Annotated in this window: 19 protein-coding genes, 1 tRNA gene and 1 pseudogene; 1 reads left to right on the top strand and 20 read right to left on the bottom strand. The window is 59.0% G+C overall.

Translation table 11 applies throughout. From position 1 onward, the window contains the following. Positions 1 to 65: 65 nt before the first annotated feature. On the bottom strand, positions 66 to 401 hold the full coding sequence (locus tag K0F75_RS04950) for a hypothetical protein (RefSeq protein ID WP_219060725.1): 336 nt from the start codon (positions 399 to 401) through the stop codon (positions 66 to 68). Between the two features lie 146 nt (positions 402 to 547). Next, positions 548 to 2,275 (bottom strand): gamma-glutamyltransferase, encoded by a 1,728-nt coding sequence (gene ggt / locus K0F75_RS04945; protein ID WP_219060859.1) that lies wholly within the window; start codon positions 2,273 to 2,275, stop codon positions 548 to 550. 328 nt (positions 2,276 to 2,603) lie between these two features. Here ggt and tssC point away from each other — a divergent pair, with 328 nt between their 5' ends. Further along, complete coding sequence (tssC, locus tag K0F75_RS04940) at positions 2,604 to 4,277, top strand: type VI secretion system contractile sheath large subunit (RefSeq protein ID WP_219060724.1); 1,674 nt, start codon at positions 2,604 to 2,606, stop codon at positions 4,275 to 4,277. 20 nt (positions 4,278 to 4,297) lie between these two features. Here the strand turns inward: tssC and K0F75_RS04935 are convergent, their stop codons facing one another. From K0F75_RS04935 to phnE, 18 genes and pseudogenes are all read right to left on the bottom strand, one after another. Continuing rightward, entirely contained in the window at positions 4,298 to 4,849 is a 552-nt protein-coding gene (locus K0F75_RS04935) for a DUF4174 domain-containing protein (RefSeq protein WP_219060723.1), read from the bottom strand. Positions 4,850 to 5,003: 154 nt separating this feature from the next. Continuing rightward, on the bottom strand, positions 5,004 to 5,642 hold the full coding sequence (locus tag K0F75_RS04930; protein ID WP_219060722.1) for a nucleoside/nucleotide kinase family protein: 639 nt from the start codon (positions 5,640 to 5,642) through the stop codon (positions 5,004 to 5,006). A 182-nt stretch (positions 5,643 to 5,824) separates the two neighbouring features. Continuing rightward, positions 5,825 to 6,589, bottom strand: coding sequence for a methyl-accepting chemotaxis protein (locus tag K0F75_RS26175; protein ID WP_374028602.1), 765 nt, complete (start codon positions 6,587 to 6,589; stop codon positions 5,825 to 5,827). A gap of 93 nt (positions 6,590 to 6,682) precedes the next feature. After that, a pseudogene (locus tag K0F75_RS26170) lies at positions 6,683 to 7,714 on the bottom strand (cache domain-containing protein); the annotation flags it as partial. Positions 7,715 to 8,215: 501 nt separating this feature from the next. Then, a tRNA-Asn gene (locus K0F75_RS04920) sits at positions 8,216 to 8,291 on the bottom strand. Positions 8,292 to 8,366: 75 nt separating this feature from the next. Next, positions 8,367 to 8,888: a superoxide dismutase family protein gene (gene sodC / locus K0F75_RS04915; RefSeq protein WP_219060720.1), complete on the bottom strand. Its 522-nt coding sequence runs from the start codon at positions 8,886 to 8,888 to the stop codon at positions 8,367 to 8,369. Between the two features lie 89 nt (positions 8,889 to 8,977). Next, complete coding sequence (locus K0F75_RS04910) at positions 8,978 to 9,394, bottom strand: SRPBCC family protein (protein ID WP_219060719.1); 417 nt, start codon at positions 9,392 to 9,394, stop codon at positions 8,978 to 8,980. Positions 9,395 to 9,525: 131 nt separating this feature from the next. Then, positions 9,526 to 10,275: a phosphonate metabolism protein PhnP gene (gene phnP, locus K0F75_RS04905; RefSeq protein ID WP_219060718.1), complete on the bottom strand. Its 750-nt coding sequence runs from the start codon at positions 10,273 to 10,275 to the stop codon at positions 9,526 to 9,528. Beyond that, entirely contained in the window at positions 10,266 to 10,835 is a 570-nt protein-coding gene (gene phnN / locus K0F75_RS04900) for a phosphonate metabolism protein/1,5-bisphosphokinase (PRPP-forming) PhnN (protein WP_219060717.1), read from the bottom strand. Before phnN ends, phnP begins: the two co-directional genes overlap by 10 nt. After that, positions 10,835 to 11,995 carry an alpha-D-ribose 1-methylphosphonate 5-triphosphate diphosphatase gene (locus K0F75_RS04895; protein ID WP_219060716.1) on the bottom strand — a complete coding sequence of 387 codons (1,161 nt, stop codon included), beginning with the start codon at positions 11,993 to 11,995 and terminating at the stop codon, positions 10,835 to 10,837. Before K0F75_RS04895 ends, phnN begins: the two co-directional genes overlap by 1 nt. Next, positions 11,989 to 12,705 carry a phosphonate C-P lyase system protein PhnL gene (gene phnL / locus K0F75_RS04890; protein ID WP_219060715.1) on the bottom strand — a complete coding sequence of 239 codons (717 nt, stop codon included), beginning with the start codon at positions 12,703 to 12,705 and terminating at the stop codon, positions 11,989 to 11,991. Before phnL ends, K0F75_RS04895 begins: the two co-directional genes overlap by 7 nt. A 55-nt stretch (positions 12,706 to 12,760) precedes the next feature. Then, on the bottom strand, positions 12,761 to 13,585 hold the full coding sequence (gene phnK / locus K0F75_RS04885; RefSeq protein ID WP_219060714.1) for a phosphonate C-P lyase system protein PhnK: 825 nt from the start codon (positions 13,583 to 13,585) through the stop codon (positions 12,761 to 12,763). Then, positions 13,582 to 14,457, bottom strand: a complete 876-nt coding sequence (locus tag K0F75_RS04880; protein WP_219060713.1) for an alpha-D-ribose 1-methylphosphonate 5-phosphate C-P-lyase PhnJ — start codon at positions 14,455 to 14,457, stop codon at positions 13,582 to 13,584. Before K0F75_RS04880 ends, phnK begins: the two co-directional genes overlap by 4 nt. Continuing rightward, complete coding sequence (locus K0F75_RS04875) at positions 14,457 to 15,545, bottom strand: carbon-phosphorus lyase complex subunit PhnI (protein WP_219060712.1); 1,089 nt, start codon at positions 15,543 to 15,545, stop codon at positions 14,457 to 14,459. Before K0F75_RS04875 ends, K0F75_RS04880 begins: the two co-directional genes overlap by 1 nt. Beyond that, the gene (gene phnH / locus K0F75_RS04870; protein ID WP_219060711.1) at positions 15,545 to 16,159 is read right to left on the bottom strand and encodes a phosphonate C-P lyase system protein PhnH; all 615 of its coding nucleotides are present in this window, start codon (positions 16,157 to 16,159) and stop codon (positions 15,545 to 15,547) included. Before phnH ends, K0F75_RS04875 begins: the two co-directional genes overlap by 1 nt. After that, positions 16,159 to 16,614, bottom strand: a complete 456-nt coding sequence (phnG, locus tag K0F75_RS04865) for a phosphonate C-P lyase system protein PhnG (protein WP_219060710.1) — start codon at positions 16,612 to 16,614, stop codon at positions 16,159 to 16,161. The genes phnH and phnG overlap by 1 nt, the downstream gene beginning before the upstream one ends. 14 nt (positions 16,615 to 16,628) lie before the next feature. Then, entirely contained in the window at positions 16,629 to 17,333 is a 705-nt protein-coding gene (gene phnF / locus K0F75_RS04860; protein ID WP_219060709.1) for a phosphonate metabolism transcriptional regulator PhnF, read from the bottom strand. 34 nt (positions 17,334 to 17,367) lie between these two features. Next, positions 17,368 to 18,156, bottom strand: a complete 789-nt coding sequence (phnE, locus tag K0F75_RS04855; RefSeq protein WP_219060708.1) for a phosphonate ABC transporter, permease protein PhnE — start codon at positions 18,154 to 18,156, stop codon at positions 17,368 to 17,370. Between the last annotated feature and the right edge of the window lie 37 nt (positions 18,157 to 18,193).

The following is an 18,193-nucleotide window of genomic DNA, read 5'->3' as shown; positions in this document are numbered from 1 at the left end:
CGAGGTATATTGCGCTCAAACTCATCAATGGCAGGAGAGTTCCTGCGTCGTTGAACAGTGCGCGGCTACCCTAGCTGATCAACCATCACCGAGTTGGTATAGATCAAGCTACCGTCACTCGCCCGATGCCCGACCAAATGGAACTGGCCGCGCTGATCACTCAAATAAACGCGCAATTGGCAATCGGACAAGGGGCCGTACCCTTCCGGGAGAATCAAGTCCATCGAGCCCATATCGACATCGACCATGACTTCAGGCTCGTGGGTCTTCTGCAAGTGTTCTTCGGCCTGCTCCAGACGCAAATGAACAGGTCCATTAACGTAAAAATGGATATCCCCTACAGGGGTGGACTTTTGCTCGCCGCTGATTTTGCACCAGCCTTCGATCGTCAGGGCATTCATGGAGAAACCTCCTGATGTGAACCATTGGAAACTGTATGGACTCATGACTATTACGACAACGTGCGGATGCTCAAGGTTTCAAAAGAAAAAAACCTTTGCGCGGGTCAGCAAAGCCCCGAAACAGGGCTTTGCACCACTTGCATCATTTAATAGCCCAGTGAAAGTCCTGAGCCCTGCCGCGGATCATTCGCACCATAGAAGCGGTTCTTGCCGACCGGTTTTCCACCCAGCGAAGGCGCACCGACTAAAATCGCCGCAACATGGTTGAACGGCTGCGGCCCCGTGAACTTTTGCCCCCAACCTTCGAGGATTTTTTGGGTATCAGGGCTGACAGCAAACGCTTCAAGATTAGTCTCTTCAGGCAACCATTGCTGATGGAATCGCGGCGCATCGACTGCTTCCTGAATATTCATGCCGTAGTCGATCACATTGAGCATTGTCAGCAATGTCGCCGTGATAATCCGACTGCCTCCTGGGGTGCCGACGACCATGACGGTTTTTCCGTCCTTGGTGACGATTGTCGGACTCATTGAGGACAGCGGTGTTTTCCCTGGGGCGATAGCATTTGCCTCACCTTGTACAAGACCATACATATTGGGTACGCCCACCTTGGAGGTGAAGTCGTCCATCTCGTCATTGAGGATGACCCCGGTCTTACTGGCCATGACCCCCGCGCCAAACCAATCGTTCAGCGTGTATGTCACCGAGACTGCGTTGCCCCATTTGTCTACGATCGAATAGTGCGTGGTGTTGTTGCCCTCGTGAGGTGCCACCCCCGGCTTGATATCACGCGAAATACCGGCTTTTTGCGGATCGATAGACGCACGGAGCTTCGCCGCATAATTTTTATCCAGCAGGTGAGTCAGCGGATTTTTGACAAAATCTGGATCGCCCAGATAGCTGTTCCGGTCGACATAAGCGTGCCGCATGGCCTCAATCTGATAGTGCAACCCCTGAGCCGAATGGAAACCAAGGCTTTGCATCGGGTAGCCATCAAGAATATTCATGATCTCGCAAATAACGACACCGCCCGAACTCGGCGGTGGAGCCGAAACGACGTGATACCCACGGTAGTCGCACTCGATAGGCGCGAGTTCACGGGTCTGATACTTATCAAGGTCGGCCTGAGTGATAATGCCCTTGCCCGCCTGGCTTGAACCCACGATGGACTCGGCAACCCAGCCTTTGTAGAAGCCATCGGTACCCTTGGTGGCAATTTCCCGGAGCGTCCTGGCCAAATCCTTTTGCACCAATTTCTGGCCGACCTGCATAGGCTCGCCTTTGCTCAGGAAGATCGAACCTGAGTCGTGCATGTCTTTCTTGAACTCGTCGGTCGCGGTTTCGAGCAGGTCTACGTCACCCTGCTCAAGCACGAAGCCCTCCTCCGCGTACTTGATTGCTGGCGCTATGACCGTGGCACGCGTCATCGTGCCGTATTTCTTTAACGCCAGCTCCATACCTGACACGGTACCCGGGACGCCTACTGCCAGATATCCCCTCGTGCTCAGGTCCGGGATGACATTGCCATCCTTATCGAGGTACATGTTCGCGGTGGCCGCCTGGGGCGCCTTCTCACGGAAATCGAGGAAGGTCTTGCGGCCATCGGCTAACTGAATGGTCATGAAACCACCGCCGCCAAGGTTACCTGCCGCAGGGTAAACCACCGCCAGTGCATAACCGACCGCCACCGCTGCATCAACCGCGTTGCCGCCGTCCTTGAGGACATCGACACCAACGTGGGTAGCCAAATGCTGGGCCGTGACTACCATGCCGTTCTCGGCAGCAACAGGGGCTTGCGAAGCCGCGTGTACACCGATGGAACCAATAACGAATACCGTCGCAATAAGCGATCTGGCAAAGGGTTGGAATTTCATGGGCCGATTCTCTTGTTTTAAGGTAAGGGAAGGCTGCGTGGGCAGTTGCCAAAGTCCCGGCTCTGCAGCTCTCATCCAGTACCAATGCCAAGAGACCTTGCAGCGCCACGTTCGATCAAATGGCAGACGCCAACAGCCCAGAGACTGTAGGTCAATTTTGGCTTGCCTGCGCCACGCCCTACTCAACGGCACAGGTAAAAGGGGCCATCCAAGTGTTTTGCGTCACTACTCGCTTTGGGTCATTTTGGGTCACGGCTGTGTAAAAATGCGCTCCAGCAATTTCAGTGTCCACGTTCGAATCCGCACAGGCTCCACAAGGAATAAAATAATGGCCCCCGAGCAAGAAAACACGCACCGTACTTCAGACAGCCATCTGCTACCGCGCACGCACATTGCCTACGATGTCGAGACAGGTGGCGCGCTTGAAAAAAGAGAACTGCCATTCGTGGTGGGTATCCTTGCAGACTTGTCCGGAAACGGCTCGTTGGTCAAAGCGCCAACACTGGAAAATAGAGCGTTCGTCGACATCGATCGCGATCACTTTGATGCCTTGCTCGGCAGCCTCCAGCCACGCATTACGTTCACCGTCCAAAGCGCGCTCTCGGGTCGAATCGAACCGCTCAATATCGAGCTGACCTTCAACACCTTCAGCGATTTCAGCCCGGAGAAAATCCTGGGCCAGGTTCCTGAGTTGAAGGATCTTTCCAGTGACCAGGTCCATGCCCAACTCAATCTGATTCTCCACAGTAAGCCGCTGCAAGCCCTTGAAGCGTCCTGGCGCGGACTGCACCAACTGGTCATGAATACAGAGACCGGGCCTCTGCTGACGTTGCGCCTGCTTGACGTGACCAAAGAAGAACTGCGCCTTGACCTGGAAAGCGCCGTCGACTTCGACCAAAGCCTGTTGTTCCAGCGAGTATCCGAGCCGCGCGATGGCACCTTGTGTGGCAGTCCGTTCGGTATATTGCTGGGCGACTATGCGTTTGGCCAGGACATGGCTGAGATCCAGATGCTCACGGGACTGTCGAACGTCGCCGCAGCCGTTCATGCGCCCTTCCTCACTGCCGCCAGCCCTGCCATGTTTAATCTTCAGGGCCTTGGCGACCTGGACTGGCCACGCGAGTTATCCACGATATTCGAGAGCCCCGAGTGCGTTGACTGGCTGGCGTTTCGTGACAGCGAGAATTCGCGTTATGTCGCCATGGTGGTGCCGCGCTATCTGGCCCGCCCGCCTTACGATGCGCAGAACTGGCCCGTGCAGGGGATGCCGACCTTCACTGAAGACGTGCACGTGAGCGACGTCAGCCTGGCCGATGATCCAAAAGCAGCCCCCTACACAGACCCGGAAAAGTTTCTCTGGGGAAATGCCGCCTGGCTCCTGGCCCAGCGCATCACCGAAGCGTTCGCCCTATACCACTGGTGTGCCGCCATTCAGGGCATTGAGGGCGGAGGCGCGGTGAGCGGTCTGCCGGTTTACGCCTTCAACACCCGCCGCGGTGGTTTGGCAGAGTCTGCAACAGAGGTAAGGATCAGCGACGACCGTGAGCAGGAACTCGAAAACCTGAGTTTCATCGCCTTGTGTTATTGCGAGAGCGCCAACGCTGCCGTGTTCTTCGGCAGCCAGACCACCAACAGACCAAAGCGCTACTTCAACGTTGATACCGATGCCTGCGCCCGCCTCGGCTCGCTGCTGCCGTACATCCTGGCGACCTCACGCTTTGCTCATTACATTGAAGCGATCATGCGCAGCAAGATTGGCAGCTTCATGACCCGCGCCAATGTGGAGTCCTACCTTAACAACTGGATTGCCGGGTACGTGCTGCTCGACGACAACGCCACCCAGAAGATAAACGCGCAGTACCCACTGCGGGAAGCCAAAATCGTTGTCACTGACGTGCCAGGGCAGCCAGGCAGTTATCTCGCGACGATGTTCCTGCGTCCGCACTTTCAGTTGGAGGAATTGACCGTTTCGATCAGGGTGGTGGTTGAGTTGCCGAAATGAAACGTCCGCCCCTCCTCCTGTCAATCATCCAGCGCCTTGGGTGGCGCGCTGGGTTTACCCGGTTTATCAGGCTTGCCTGTCTTGCCCGTACGGGTTGACGTGGCCTCAGGCGCAGCTGGAGGTGGCGGCGGTGCCGAGGCCTCTTTTTCTTGCATGGGCAGTTGGTCGATGGTGCTGAAAATCTCCTTGGGATCGATGGGGCCTGAGTGTTCGATCTTCTTCTCACCGTCCTTGCCCACCAGAATGACCTTGGCCTGGGCGCTGGCACCCAGCTTGAGTTCGCGGATCAGAGCCATGGTGGTTTGCGCGTCCAGGTCCTTGCCGCTGCGCTGGCCAATGGTGTTGACCACGGTGTAGAGCACCATGTTGCGTTCGGCGAAGGCATCGCGGTTGGCAGGCTCTTCCAGCGCTTTCTTCAGGTTAACCAGCGTCGGGTCCACGGCACTGGGAGCAATGATGATCAGCGGGCGGAATCGTCCGCGATCCTGAGCCAAGGGGGCATCGCTGTCGGCAGCCAGCACCGGGCCGACGCTAGCGAACAGCGTGGCAAGGATCAGTGACCGGATGAGCATACGCATCTCCTTTTCAATACCACGCATCGTTCATTGGGAGTTTCATCCGTGCGGTTTCAAGCTCAAAGCCGCATCACGTTGTACTGACCTGAAGCTTAGGTCAGCGTGCTCATCACGCAACCACTCCCTGAAGATGCTTTGGTTTCAATGTCGCTCACGGCAGTACAAAGTCAGCTCGACCGCGATCTTTCTCGACCTTTCGAGCGTTAGGCTCGTCAGTGCTCTCAACCCACGCTCGCGCAGCCTCAAGACTGCGGCCAAAACGCATGTGGCGCTCAATCAGCCGAGCGCGCCGGACGGTCTCATCAACCTCTACATACCAACGTTCATCAAACAGTCCGGCGATGGGCTCCCACGGACCTTGCGAAAGCAGTAAGTAATTACCTTCGCTAATCACCAACTGAACAGCGGCGGCTATCGGGATGGCGTTGGCAATCGATTCTTCGAGCTCACGGTTGAAAAGTGGCGCGTAAATAGTCTCTCCCGCCTGAGGCTGCTTGAGGCGTTGTAACAATGCTCGGTAGCCCGCCACATCGAACGTGTCCGGTGCGCCCTTGCGGGCGGCGCGACCCAGGCGAGCTAACTCGCTGTTCGCTAGGTGAAAACCATCCATCGGCACCACTACAGCGCGCTCCCCCAAGGCTTCGGCCAGCCATTGGGCAACTGTGGATTTTCCAGAGCCAGGCGCTCCAGCGATGGCCAACATCCGCCGTTCGCCGCGAAGGATCAACGCTTCCGCGCGGGCGACCAGTACATCCGCAAGGTGCACATCAGGCCGAACAGGAATGCTCATTATGATCCTCGTTAGTAGATGCGCTATTCACGCCAAACAACGATTAACCCGGCTTACCCACCCCGTTGAGAATCCCGTCGTTAGTGTACGGAGCTGACCCAACCCGTGCAGGCGGTCAAATTGGTCATCAGAGGGCCGCTGCCAGCGGTCATTCTGATGCCAATTAGCATCAGGACTAAAGCCTAGATCCGGAAGCTGCCCACCAACTGCTTGAGGCGACCCGCCTGTTGCTCCAGGTCGGAGCAGGCGCGCAACGTTGTCTGAAGGTTTTCCACCCCTTCCTGATTGAGTGTGTTGATCTCGGTGATATCCATGTTGATCGCCTCGACAACGGCAGTCTGCTCTTCAGTGGCAGTGGCGACCGACTGGTTCATACCGTCGATTTCGCCAATGCGTTGGTTCACACTGCTCAAACGCTCCCCCGCAAGGTTGGCGACGACGACGCTTTCCTGACTATGGCGCTGGCTTTCAGCCATCGTGCTGACCGATTCGCGGGCACCGACTTGCAGCTCGTCGATCATTTTCTGCACCTGTTGCGCCGATTCCTGAGTGCGATGAGCCAGGTTGCGGACCTCGTCAGCCACCACCGCGAATCCACGTCCTGCTTCCCCTGCCCGCGCTGCTTCAATGGCAGCATTGAGCGCCAGCAGGTTGGTTTGTTGAGAAATGCTGGTGATAACTTCAAGAATCTGCCCGATGTTCACGGTTTTGCTGTTGAGCGACTCGATATTACTGCTGGAGGCGCTGAGCATCTCGGACAACTGATTCATCGACTGAATGCTCTTGTCGACCACCTGCTGACCTTCCCCGGCCAACTGCCGCGCATCACTGGCCTGGCGGGAAGCTTGCGCCGCATTGCGGGCGATCTCCTGCGCTGCGGCGCCCAATTCGTTGATCGCAGCTGCGACGCTGTGGGTACGATTGGCTTGTTCGTCCGAATTGAGCATTGATGAATTGGAGGCGCAGACCACGCGCGTTGCCACCTCGTTGAGGTGATCGGTGGCCGAGGACACTTCGCGGATCGAGCCGTGAATTCGTTCAACGAAGTGGTTGAACGCGGTCCCCAGAATGCCAAATTCATCCTGAGTCTGGATGGTCAGGCGCTTGGTCAGGTCACCCTCACCTTCGGCGATGTCCTGCAGGGTGCGGGTCATGACATACAGGGGTTGCATCAGAAAACGGATCAGCATGCCGAGCAACGCAATGATGATGACGACCGCGATGATGGTCGCAACAATCGCAGAGGCCCGGAACTCGCTCAACATTGCGTAGGCTTTATCCTTATCCACGGACAGGCCGATGTACCAGCTAACCGAGGACAGGCCTTTGATAGGACTGAAGGTGACGATACGGGTTTTACCGTCGACCTGGACTTCACTGATATTGCCGCTGATCGGTGGCGTATCTTTCGGGTAAATGTCTTTGAGAGTTTTCATCACAAAGGCTTTGTCCGGGTGAACCAGAACTTTACCGTCGGAGCTGACCAGAAAGGCATAACCCATGCCGCCAAAGTCCAGCGCGTTAATGCTGTCGGCAATGGTTTTCAGACTCAAATCACCACCCACTACCCCAAGGTTTTGACCGGCCTTTTGCACGGCATCAACGATGGAAATCACCAACTCGCCAGTTGCCAGATCAATGTAGGGTTCAGTCAGTGCAGAAACGTTGCTGCCTTGCGCACCTTTGTACCAAGGCCGTATGCGTGGGTCGTAGCCGTCCGGCATCTTACTGTCTGGCCGTATGGTGAAACTGCCATCCGAGCCGCCGAGGTAAACGCCCATAAAGCTGGAAGTAAGCGCTTTCTGGTTGAGCACATTGCCCACGTTCGTTGCGTCGGGATTAAGCGCAACGGATTGCGAGAGGTTTTCAATGAGCAGGGTCCGCCCGTTCAGCCAGGTCTGAATGTTGCCCGCAGTGGCGCTACCCATTTCTTGCAGGTAGTTCTTCAGATCGGTGCGAATCGCATTGCGCTGCAAGTAATCGTTGTAGAGGGTGAAGAGTGCGAAGGTTGTAATCACGATCAGCGAAGCGGCCAGCAGAATTTTATGGCTGAAGCGCAAATTGTTAGTCATGGCGTCTAGTGTCCGCTCGGGTCTTCATGACCAAGGGCACCCTTTCTCCGAAAGAGCGCGAACTGGGCATTATTTTTTGAAGGGCAAACCGGTTATCCCTCCGTTCCCTTGAGGAGCATCCGCGTTCTTCAGTCTTTTCTGGGCTATCGCTTCTGTATCGACAGTAACGAACTAAAGATTAACCAGAAATGTAAAAAATAATGCACAGCCATAGCGCGCGCCGATGCCCGGTTTTTTTAGACGAAAATGCACGCAAACGAGGTGCAGAAATACGTTACCGAGCGGGCGGCAGGAATAGCGGAAGGGGATGAAAGCAGATTGGGTACAGGCACTGTGTGTCCTGCGTTGCCCACGTAAAGCGTTGGGCAATGAGCTGATAAATCCAGCGAACCGCGTGGTGATCGATGCACTGGAGCAACGACAATAACGGTTGCGTGTCTGAATTGATCAGAAGCGTGCAAGCCAGCGCTCAACTGCCTGAAACTTGCACCTTGAAGAAAATGGCTCCACGACCTGGACTCGAACCAGGGACCCAATGATTAACAGTCATTTGCTCTACCAACTGAGCTATCGCGGAATGTGGTCTATGTTACTGATTGAAAAGGGCAAGTCAAGCCTTCGGCAAAAAATTCCTTACCCTACCCGACCAAAATCAGATGACCCCACAGGCCATGCGACTACCGCCACCACCCAGCGGTTTTGGCATGTCGGCATGGTTGTCGCCCCCGGCATGGACCATTAACGCATGGCCATCGATGTCGGAAATTTTCTTGATACGTGGCGCCAGCACCGGATAGGTCGCGGTGCCATCGGCATTTACGTAGATTGCAGGCAGATCGCCCATATGGCCATTACCGTACGGGCCAAGGTGCTTGTTGGTGCCCAGTGGATCGAAATGACCTCCGGCCGCCTCTGCCGCAGACTTTTTACCGTCTTTCAATCCGGCCTCACAGCTGCCGTTCTGATGCACGTGAAAACCATGCACCCCAACAGGCAACGATTTCAGGTTGGGCGTAAACAGCACCCCATACTCTGTCTCGCTAAGCGTAACCGAACCAATGGCCTGGGGCAGACCGTCAGCGCTCACCAGGCTCATCGAGACTTCTTTCGAGGCTGCCTGGGCAACGCCGCACGACATTACCCCCATCAATACCCACCAGCCATACAATTTCATGGTGCCTCCAGGGCTTATCGGAAAGAGCCTGAATTATAAGAAAGAACACTTGTCAGCGGCGCTTCCTACACATTACGACACGATGAACTTCAGCCTGGGAAGTTAACCTTGAGTGCATCAAGACCACCGCTATAGACACCGCTGAACAGCTCGACGGCTTCTGCATCGGTCACGCCAGCCGGGGTGAAGCTGCCCGACCATTCGACCTGAGTCATCTGTTTGCCCGCCACTTCCCGGACCTGCACCTTGGCCAGATAATCTGTAACAGGGAATGGCCCCTGATCAATGGAGTACGTGTACGTACGCGCCTTGTCATCGAACGTCTGGAGCCGCTCGACGATCACCGTGCCATCGCCGGTCTCCAGGTGACGCACGCGCCCACCCTCGCCCAGTTCGCTTTTGGCGATGAACGGCAACCAGTCGGGGAGCGAGTTGAAGCCGCCTATCAGTTGCCAGACTTGATCGGCAGTCGCCGGAATTTCGATCGTTGCAGACGCTTTAGCCACGGTATTTCTCCAAGCAGGATTCAAGGGATCGGAAAAGGCTCAACTGGCCGGACAGGTGACTTCAGTTACTGTAGCCGCGCGTTGAATCATAACGTTCAGCAACGCATGACTGTGTGAGAGCCACTGCCGTTTCACAACACCATACCATCATGCGCAACGATCACCCGTGCGGGCAGTTGATGCGCCTCATCGAGCAGCCAGGCGTCCAGTGTGTGACCAATGTGGGTTAACACCGCCTGTTGTGGTTGCAGTTCGGCGATGCAAGCCAGGGCCAGGTTGAGGTCGTTGTGGTTGCGAGGCGTTTGCGGCTGAGGGGGCATGGAGCAGTCCAGCACCAGTACATCGAGGGGCTGGCGTTGCAGAAAATCGCGAGTCGGCTCAGGCAGGCCGACGGTGTCGGTGAGGTAAGCGATGCGTCGCCCCTCGCCTTCGAGCAGGTAACCCAGCGTGGGTTTTGAATGCATCAACGGCACCGCGGTCACACTCAGCGCGCCGAACTGCCGGGTTTCGAAGGCAGCAAAGGGTCGACTGAAGTCGAGGATGCCCGGGTGTTTGTACAGATCGGAAAAGCCCTCTGGATCAACCGGGCCATGTACCGGAATGACCCATCCCTGGCCCCAACGCAAATGCAGCAGGCCTTGTGCGTGGTCAGCGTGGTAATGGGTTTGCAGGATGCCGTTAAAGCTGCGCGGCGGGAAACGCTCGGTGAGGTCGGTCAGCCCCGTGTCGATCAACCAGCGTTGGCCGGCGCATTCAATCAGGGCACTGCACGGTAGACGGCGCAAGCGCTGGTCCGAGCGTGCAACGGCGCACGCCGGACAGTCGCAACCATAGACCGGCACCTGACGTGCATCGCCGGTGCCCAGCAAGGTCAGGTGCATGTGGGCTCTTTACCCATCAGTTGCAGCAGCCGTCCAAGGGTCTGCTCGATGGGGCCGGAGTTATCCAGCAGCCACAACGCCTTATCCTCAGCCGCCATCAAGACCGCAGCAAAATCGGCATTGCGCGCCAATCGTGCTTCGATCTCCGGCAATGATTCGCGACCACGGGCCTGCAAACGCTGACGCAAAACGGCCTGATCCACCGTTAACAGCAGCGCGAGCAACCCCGGATAGCGTTGATGCGCTTGGGGCAGATAAGCACGGGAACCGTTGACCAGAACATCCAGCCCGGCCTCCAGCCATTCGTCGATTTCCTTTGGGATCCCGTAGTGCAAGCCATTGGCTTGCCAGCTCAAGGCGAACGCACCCTCGCCTTGCATCGCTATGAACTGCTCGACGCTGACCGCTTGCGCCGCCTCACCGACCGCCTCGGCCGAACGGGTGATGACCCGCCGCACGATCCGGCAGCCCTGATAGGCCAAGGGTTCACGTGCAGCATCAAGCAGGCTGTCCTTGCCCGAACCTGAAGGTCCGATGAGATAGATCAACCTGCCCGCCATCAAAACACCCTCTTCGCTTGTCGCCAAACCTGTTGAATCACCGGTAATCCGTCCTGATGCCTAGCGTGAACCAGGTCGGCACGCAACCCGACCCGGATCTCGCCCCGGTCATTGAGCCCGGCGGCCTGGGCCGGTGCGCGACTGACCATACCGACGGCGCGAGGCAGATCGCAATCGTTATGCCGCTTGTCTTCGTTCTGGGCAGCCAACATAAACGCCGCCTGCAATAGACTGGCCGGATAATAATCGCTGGAGAGGATATCCAGTAGTCCTTCTTTAGCAAGGTCGGCCGCCGCCACATTGCCCGAGTGCGAGCCGCCACGCACGATGTTCGGTGCGCCCATCAACACCCCCATGCCCAGACGATGACAGCCCCGCGCTGCTTCCAGGGTCGTCGGGAATTCAGCGATGGTCATCCCGTAGCTGGCCGATTCTTCGACGTGCGCCAGGGTCGCATCATCGTGACTGGCCACCGACAGACCACGTGCCAGGCAATCCTCGACGATGGCACGCCGGTAACGGCTGCTGAACTCACGGGAGTTAGCCATCTGCGTGACAATGAACGCGTCCATCTCGACCGTCGTCAGATGGTACTTACCCATGTAGTACTCGCGGTACTTGGACTCCAGGGCGAATTGACGCTGACCTGGCGAATGGTCCATGACCGACACCAGTTGCACCAACGGATTCTCCACCAGATCACGGAACACGCTCAGGGTGTCCGGGTGACACAGCTCACAACGCAGGTGCAGACGGTGTTCGGCGCGGGTCAGTCCGGCGGCATTGGCGGTAGCGATGGCGTCGAGCATCGCTGGCAATTTCTGCATGCGATTGCCCTTGGGGTTTACGTCACCGATGGACAGCGCGTCGAACACCGTAGTGATGCCCGCAGCCACGATCTGCGCGTCATGGCTGAGCACCGCCGAGGTCGATGGCCAGTCAACACCGGGGCGCGGCGTCATGTGCTTTTCCAGGTTATCAGTGTGCAGCTCGATCAGACCCGGCAGCAGGTAATCGCCTTGCAGGTCATGTGCCTGAGGCAGCCTGCTAATGCCCTCGTCCACCTCGACGATCAGGCCGTTGCGCAGCACCACCGTGCCGTTGAAAACCCGATCGGCGGTGACCAGTTGCGCGTTGCTAAGGATCTGTTCGGTCAGCATGGCTGTGATTCCTTTGCTGTCGGGGCATTCGGGGTCATGTCGAGGTGGCGGTCGGCGACCGCTTCACGGGCAGCGCGGTCGTGGAAGATGCCAATCAAGGCGGCACCTCCCGCTTTGGCTTCGTTCATCAACTCCAGCACAACCTGGCGATTGGTGTCGTCCAGCGACGCCGTGGGCTCATCCAGCAGCATCACGGGCCAAGCGACCATGAAGCCGCGAGCGATGTTCACCCGCTGCTGCTCGCCGCCGGAGAAGGTGCCGGGCGCCAGTTGCCACAGGCGCTGCGGAATATTCAGTCGCGCCAGCAGGTTTTCTGCGCGGGCCTTGGCCAACGTCCTCGACCAGCCTCGCGCCAGTGCCGGCTCCATGACTACGTCCAGGCTGGCGACACGCGGGATCACCCGCAGAAACTGGCTGACATAGCCGAGGGTTTGTTGGCGCACGGCCAACACATCTCGCGGTTGGGCGCCGACCAGTTCCAGCCAGTCACCGGCATGTCGCACACGAATGCTGCCACCCGCCGGTAGATAATTGCCGTACAGGGTGCGCAGCAAGGTACTTTTGCCCGCGCCGGACTGCCCGTGCAGCACCAGGCATTCGCCTGCGTCGACGGTGAAGCTCAGGCCGTCCAGTACGTTGAGCACCACACCGTTCTGCTGGTGCAGCGTGAAGGTTTTCGAGAGGTCGCGGACCTCGATCAGCCTGTTCATCAAGCACACCCCAAAAAGACGACGGCAGCCGGGGATCGCCCGGCGGATGGACGGATCACGGTTGCAGCACCGAAGACACCAGCAGCTGCGAATACGGATGCTGCGGGTCATCAAGGATCTGATCGGTCAACCCGGCCTCCACAACGTTGGAGCGCCGCATGACCATCAGCCGGTCGGCCAGCAATCGCGCCACCGCCAGGTCGTGGGTGACAATCACCACCGCCAGGTCCAGCTCCCGCACCAGGCCACGCAACAGGTCGAGCAAACGCGCCTGGACTGAAACGTCGAGCCCTCCGGTCGGCTCGTCCATGAACACCAGGCGCGGGCCGGAAACCAGGTTGCGGGCGATCTGCAAGCGCTGCTGCATACCGCCAGAGAACGTGCGCGGCAGGTCGTCAATGCGCAGCGGATCGATTTCCACCTGGGTCAGCCAGTCGATGCCGGCAGCACGCAATTGCCCGTAGTGACGTGCGCCTTGCGCCATCAGTCGCTCGCCGATGTTGGCGCCAGCCGACACGCCCATGCGCAGGCCATCGCGCGGGCTCTGTTCAACAAACCCCCATTCAGTGCGCAACAAAGTACGGCGTTCGGCTTCGCTGGCGCTGTAGAGGTCGAGCCAGCCGCCTTCTTTACGTCGATAGGCGACGGCACCGCTGTCGGGCGGGCAACGGCCGCTGAGCAATGACAACAAGGTCGATTTGCCCGACCCGGACTCGCCGACAATGCCCAATACTTCGCCGGGGTACAGGTCGAAGCTCACGTCCTGACAGCCCTTCTCTGGCCCGTATAAGCGCGACAGACCCCGTACTTCGAGCAGCGGCTGCGCACGGTCGGCTTGCCGTTCCCGCAACCGCTGCGAGGGATGCACTGGGTTGTTCATTGACCGGCCTCCTGTTCGTTGCTGCGCTGGGCGCAGTAGTCGGTGTCCGAGCAGACGAAGCTCTGGGTGCCCGCGTCGTCGAGGATCAGTTCATCCAGATACGAATCGCGGCTGCCGCAGATCGCGCAGCACTCTTCCCACGTCTGGATTTCAAACGGGTGATCCTCAAAATCCAGACTCACCACCCGGGTGTAAGGCGGCACGGCGTACAGGCGCTTTTCACGACCGGCGCCGAACAACATCAACGCCGGGCTCATGTCGAGCTTCGGGTTGTCGAATTTGGGAATCGGCGACGGGTCCATCACATAACGATCATCGACCATCACCGGGTAGGCGTAGCTGGTGGCGATGTGGCCGAAGGTGGCGATGTCCTCGTAGAGTTTCACGTGCATCACCCCGTAATCGTTCAGCGCGTGCATGGTCCGGGTCTCGGTTTCCGACGGTTCGATAAAGCGCAGCGGCTCCGGGATGGGCACCTGATAGACCATGATCTGGTCCGCGTGCAGCGGGGTTTCCGGGATCCGGTGACGGGTCTGGATCACCGTCGCTTCCGGCGTGCGCTCGGTGGTCGCGATACCTGCCGTACGGGCAAAAAAGCGCCGAATCGAGACCGCATTGGTGGTGTCGTCCGCGCCCTGATCGATGACCTTGAGCACGTCATCAGCCCCCAGAATAGCTGCGGTCATTTGCATGCCGCCCGTGCCCCATCCATACGGCAGCGGCATTTCGCGGCCGCCGAAGGGCACCTGATAACCGGGAATCGCCACGGCCTTGAGCAGGCCGCGCCGGATCATGCGTTTGGTTTGCTCGTCGAGGTAAGCGAAGTTGTAGGCCTCGTCACGCGCAGGCCTGTCAGTCATCACGCTGCTCATTATGGGTTCTCCTGTACGGTGGACTGAGCGGCTGCGGGCTTGCGCAGCTTGCGGATCAGCTCCAGCTCGGACTGGAAGTCAACGTAGTGCGGAAGCTTGAGGTGCGACACGAAACCGGCCGCCTCGACGTTGTCGCAATGGCTGAGGACAAACTCCTCCTGCTGCGCTGGCGACTGGATTTCTTCGTTGAACTCATCCGCACGCAGAGAGCGGTCCACCAAAGCCATGCCCATGGCTTTACGCTCGGCATGCCCAAACGCCAGCCCGTAGCCTCGGGTGAACTGCGCCAGTTCAGCGCCAGAGCCGACGAACTGGTTGACCATCTCGCACTCGGTCACCTCGATGGCACCGATGGCGATGGGGAAGCCGAGCTCTTCCGGCTCAATCCAGACCTCCACTTCACCGATGCGGATTTCCCCGGCGAACGGGTGATTACGGCCGTAGCCACGCTGGGTGGAATAGCCCAGCGCCAACAAAAATCCCTCATCGCCACGGGCCAGGGCCTGCAAGCGCTGAGCACGGCTGGAAGGGAACTCCAGAGGATCGCGAGTGATGTCGGCGACGGCTTCACCGTTGTCGGACTCGTTTTTGATCAGGCCTTCTTTGGCCAACAAACCGAGGACTCGCGGGCAAGGCTCCAGGGTCGCGCCCTCTTCTACGTGCGGTCCCGGATGTTCGCCTTCGGCCAGCAACGTGAAGTCCAGCAAGCGATGGGTGTAGTCGAAGGTCGGGCCCAGCAGTTGCCCGCCCGGAACATCCTTGAAGGTTGCGGATAAGCGTCGACTCAGTTGCATGACCGAAGTATCAATCGGCAGGCTGGCACTGAAACGTGGGAGCGTGGTGCGATAGGCGCGCAGCAGGAAGATCGCCTCGATCAAATCCCCGGCAGCCTGCTTGATCGCCAGCGCGGCCAACTGCTCGTCGTACAGCGAGCCCTCGCTCATGACCCGAGCCACGGCCAATGGCAGTTGCTGGCGAATCTGCTCGACGCCCAGCTCCGCAATCGTGGTGTCGCCACGGCGCTTTTTCGCCAACAGACGGTGGGCATTGTCGATGGCCTGTTCGCCACCTTTTACGGCTACGTACATCAGGCAAGCTCCTCAGCCAGGGTTGTTGGATTCACGTGGCTGATGCGGGTGCTGCGCGGCAGACCGATGACGCTATGCCCAGCAAGAAAAAACGCATCCAGCCCTCGGGGGAAATCGTTGCGTGCGTTGCGCTCGCTCCAGAACCCTTCAGACAGTGGCAAGGCGACCTGATTTTCGTGCTGGATGCCGGGACCACGCCACGCCAGAGGCCGCCCGCCGTCGAGCTGAGGCAGCTGGATCAACAAGGTGCAGGACTGATCGGGGTAACGGTCATTGCCAGGATCGAAGCCCTGTAAATCATCGAGTTCGCTGTCGTCGAGCAACGCAAAACGCGCCTGTTCGCGACGGCTGACCATCGCGCAACCGCAGTGAAACGCCAGGTTGGCGCGGATCGTCGGTGTATCGAATGCCGGCGCCAGCCACAGCGGGGTGTCGACATCGAGCAGCGCCAAACACAGCGCGTAGCTCGCTGGCGCCAGCCCTTCCAGAGGCGGGGCCTGCTCCAGCGGCTGAGCCACACCCGGCCCAGCCAGGGCCTTGAGCGCCGCTCGGAAGCTGCGTTGGGCGTCCAGCACAGGGTCGGCAAATGCGGGTTGCAAAAGGGTTGCACTCATCAGTCTTCTCCTCGGACCAAGGTAAAGAACTCGACCTTGGTCGCTGCGGTTTCGGCGTCTTTTTGGGCGCGGCGTGCGGCGTGCGCACGGGCCAAGGGTTCGATCAACTCACTCAACCAGCGGGCCTGTTGCGAGCCTTGCAGATGCGCGTCGGCCAGCGCGGCCAGTTCGGCATGAACCTTGTCGCGCCCGGCGAGGTAGCTGTAGCCGGTGCGCCCATCCGCCAGGCGAACGACGCAGCGGGTCACGCTCATTTCACCGAGGTTGAACGGCGCACCGGTGCCGCCCATGCGACCACGGACCAGGGTCATGCCGATTTCCGGAGCGCGAATCAGTTGGTATTCAGTGTCACGCAGGGCCGCTTCATGGCCACTCAATTCGCCACGGTGGGCACGGGCGAGCACGCCGATCCACTGTTGACGGGCTGCGTGCGGGGCTGCAGGAGCGGAACTCATCGTCGGCATCTCCATCATGTGATGACCTGATATTGGAAACGGTCCGAGCGGCTGGTGGACTGCGCAAGCTCCACGGGCTGGCCGGACGAATCACGGGAAAGGGTAAAAACGCTGAGCGCGGGCAAATGCCGGGGCATGAGCAACAGACCTGCCTCCTCACGGCTCGGCAGGCGCGCACCGATCAAGCTGAACGTGCGGGTCAACGGCAGGTCGCGCTCCGCGAAGAACTGACGCAGCGAGCCCCCGGTATACGGCGCCAGCAGCTCGGTTCGGCTGGCGCAGTAACGGTGACGAATCAAGCTCACGGGCTGACCATCGACCATGCGCAACGTTTGCAACTCAATCAGTGGCGCCTGATCAGCCAGGCCCAGGTGCCTCGCCTCATCGCGGTTGGCCAGGCAACTGCGCCGCTGCAGCAGCCGGGCTTCAACCCCATGCCCGAGCGCCGACAACGACTGGCTGTAGGCGCTTTCTGCGACCAGCGGATAGATCAACGGACGCTCCAGCACCTGAGTGCCCCGGCCCTGGCGACGCAACACACTGCCATCGAGCACCAACTCATCAATGGCGCGGCGCACGGTATGCCGGTTAACGGAAAATCGTGCGGCCAGGCGGATCTCCGCGGGCAGATAATCCCCGGCCCGATAATCGCCGAGCTCCCGGCGCAAGGTGTCTGCCAACTCGCGGTAAACGGGTTCAATTTGTCTAGACAACTGCATGGTTAAAAAAAAGCGCCGTTCGGCACCCTCTCCGTCAAATGAATTGTTTGCGCAGGCGTTGCGACAGGACGTCGATCACGCTCACCACGACGATAATCACCAGCAATACGGCGCAGGTCTGAACGAACTGGAAAGACCGAATGTTCTCCCAGAGAATCACCCCGATCCCGCCAGCACCGACCATCCCGACCACCGTGGCCGAGCGCACGTTGGACTCGAAGCGGTACAGCGCGTAGGAAATCCACAGCGGCATGACTTGCGGGATGACCCCATAGATGACCTCTTGCAGGGCGCTGGCGCCGGTCGCACGCACGCCTTCGACGGGACCGGGGTCAATGGCCTCGACCGCTTCAGCAAACAGCTTGGCGAGGACTCCCGTGGTACTGATCCACAACGCCAGAACGCCAGCGAACGGACCCAGACCGACCGCGACCACAAACAGCATCGCGAACACCATTTCGTTGATTGAACGGAACGAGTCCATGACCCGGCGCAATGGCTGATGAATCCACCACGGGGTGATGTTATCGGCGCACAGAATTCCCAACGGAACCGAGCAGACAATCGCCAGCACCGTGCCCCAGAGTGCGATCTGCACGGTGACGATCATTTCTTTGAGGTACGAGCGCCATTCGCGGAAGTCTGGCGGGAAGAAGTCGCCTGCGAAGGTCGCCATGTTTCCTGCATCGCGGTACAGCGCCAGCGGGTTCATCTCAGCGCCATGCCAGGCCCAGGCCAGCATGGCGAGGAACAGGCCCCAGCCCACATATTGCGGCCAGGTACGTTTGCCGACGGCTTCAGCATGTGCAGCATTGGAAGTCATAAACGGCTCTCAAATAGGGCAGCCATAAAAGGCTGCG

The organism is Pseudomonas sp. UMAB-08 (genome assembly GCF_900095225.1).
Classification (GTDB): Bacteria; Pseudomonadota; Gammaproteobacteria; order Pseudomonadales; family Pseudomonadaceae; genus Aquipseudomonas.
Note: the sequence above shows the minus strand (reverse complement) of the source record. Positions and strands in the feature narration are given on the sequence as shown.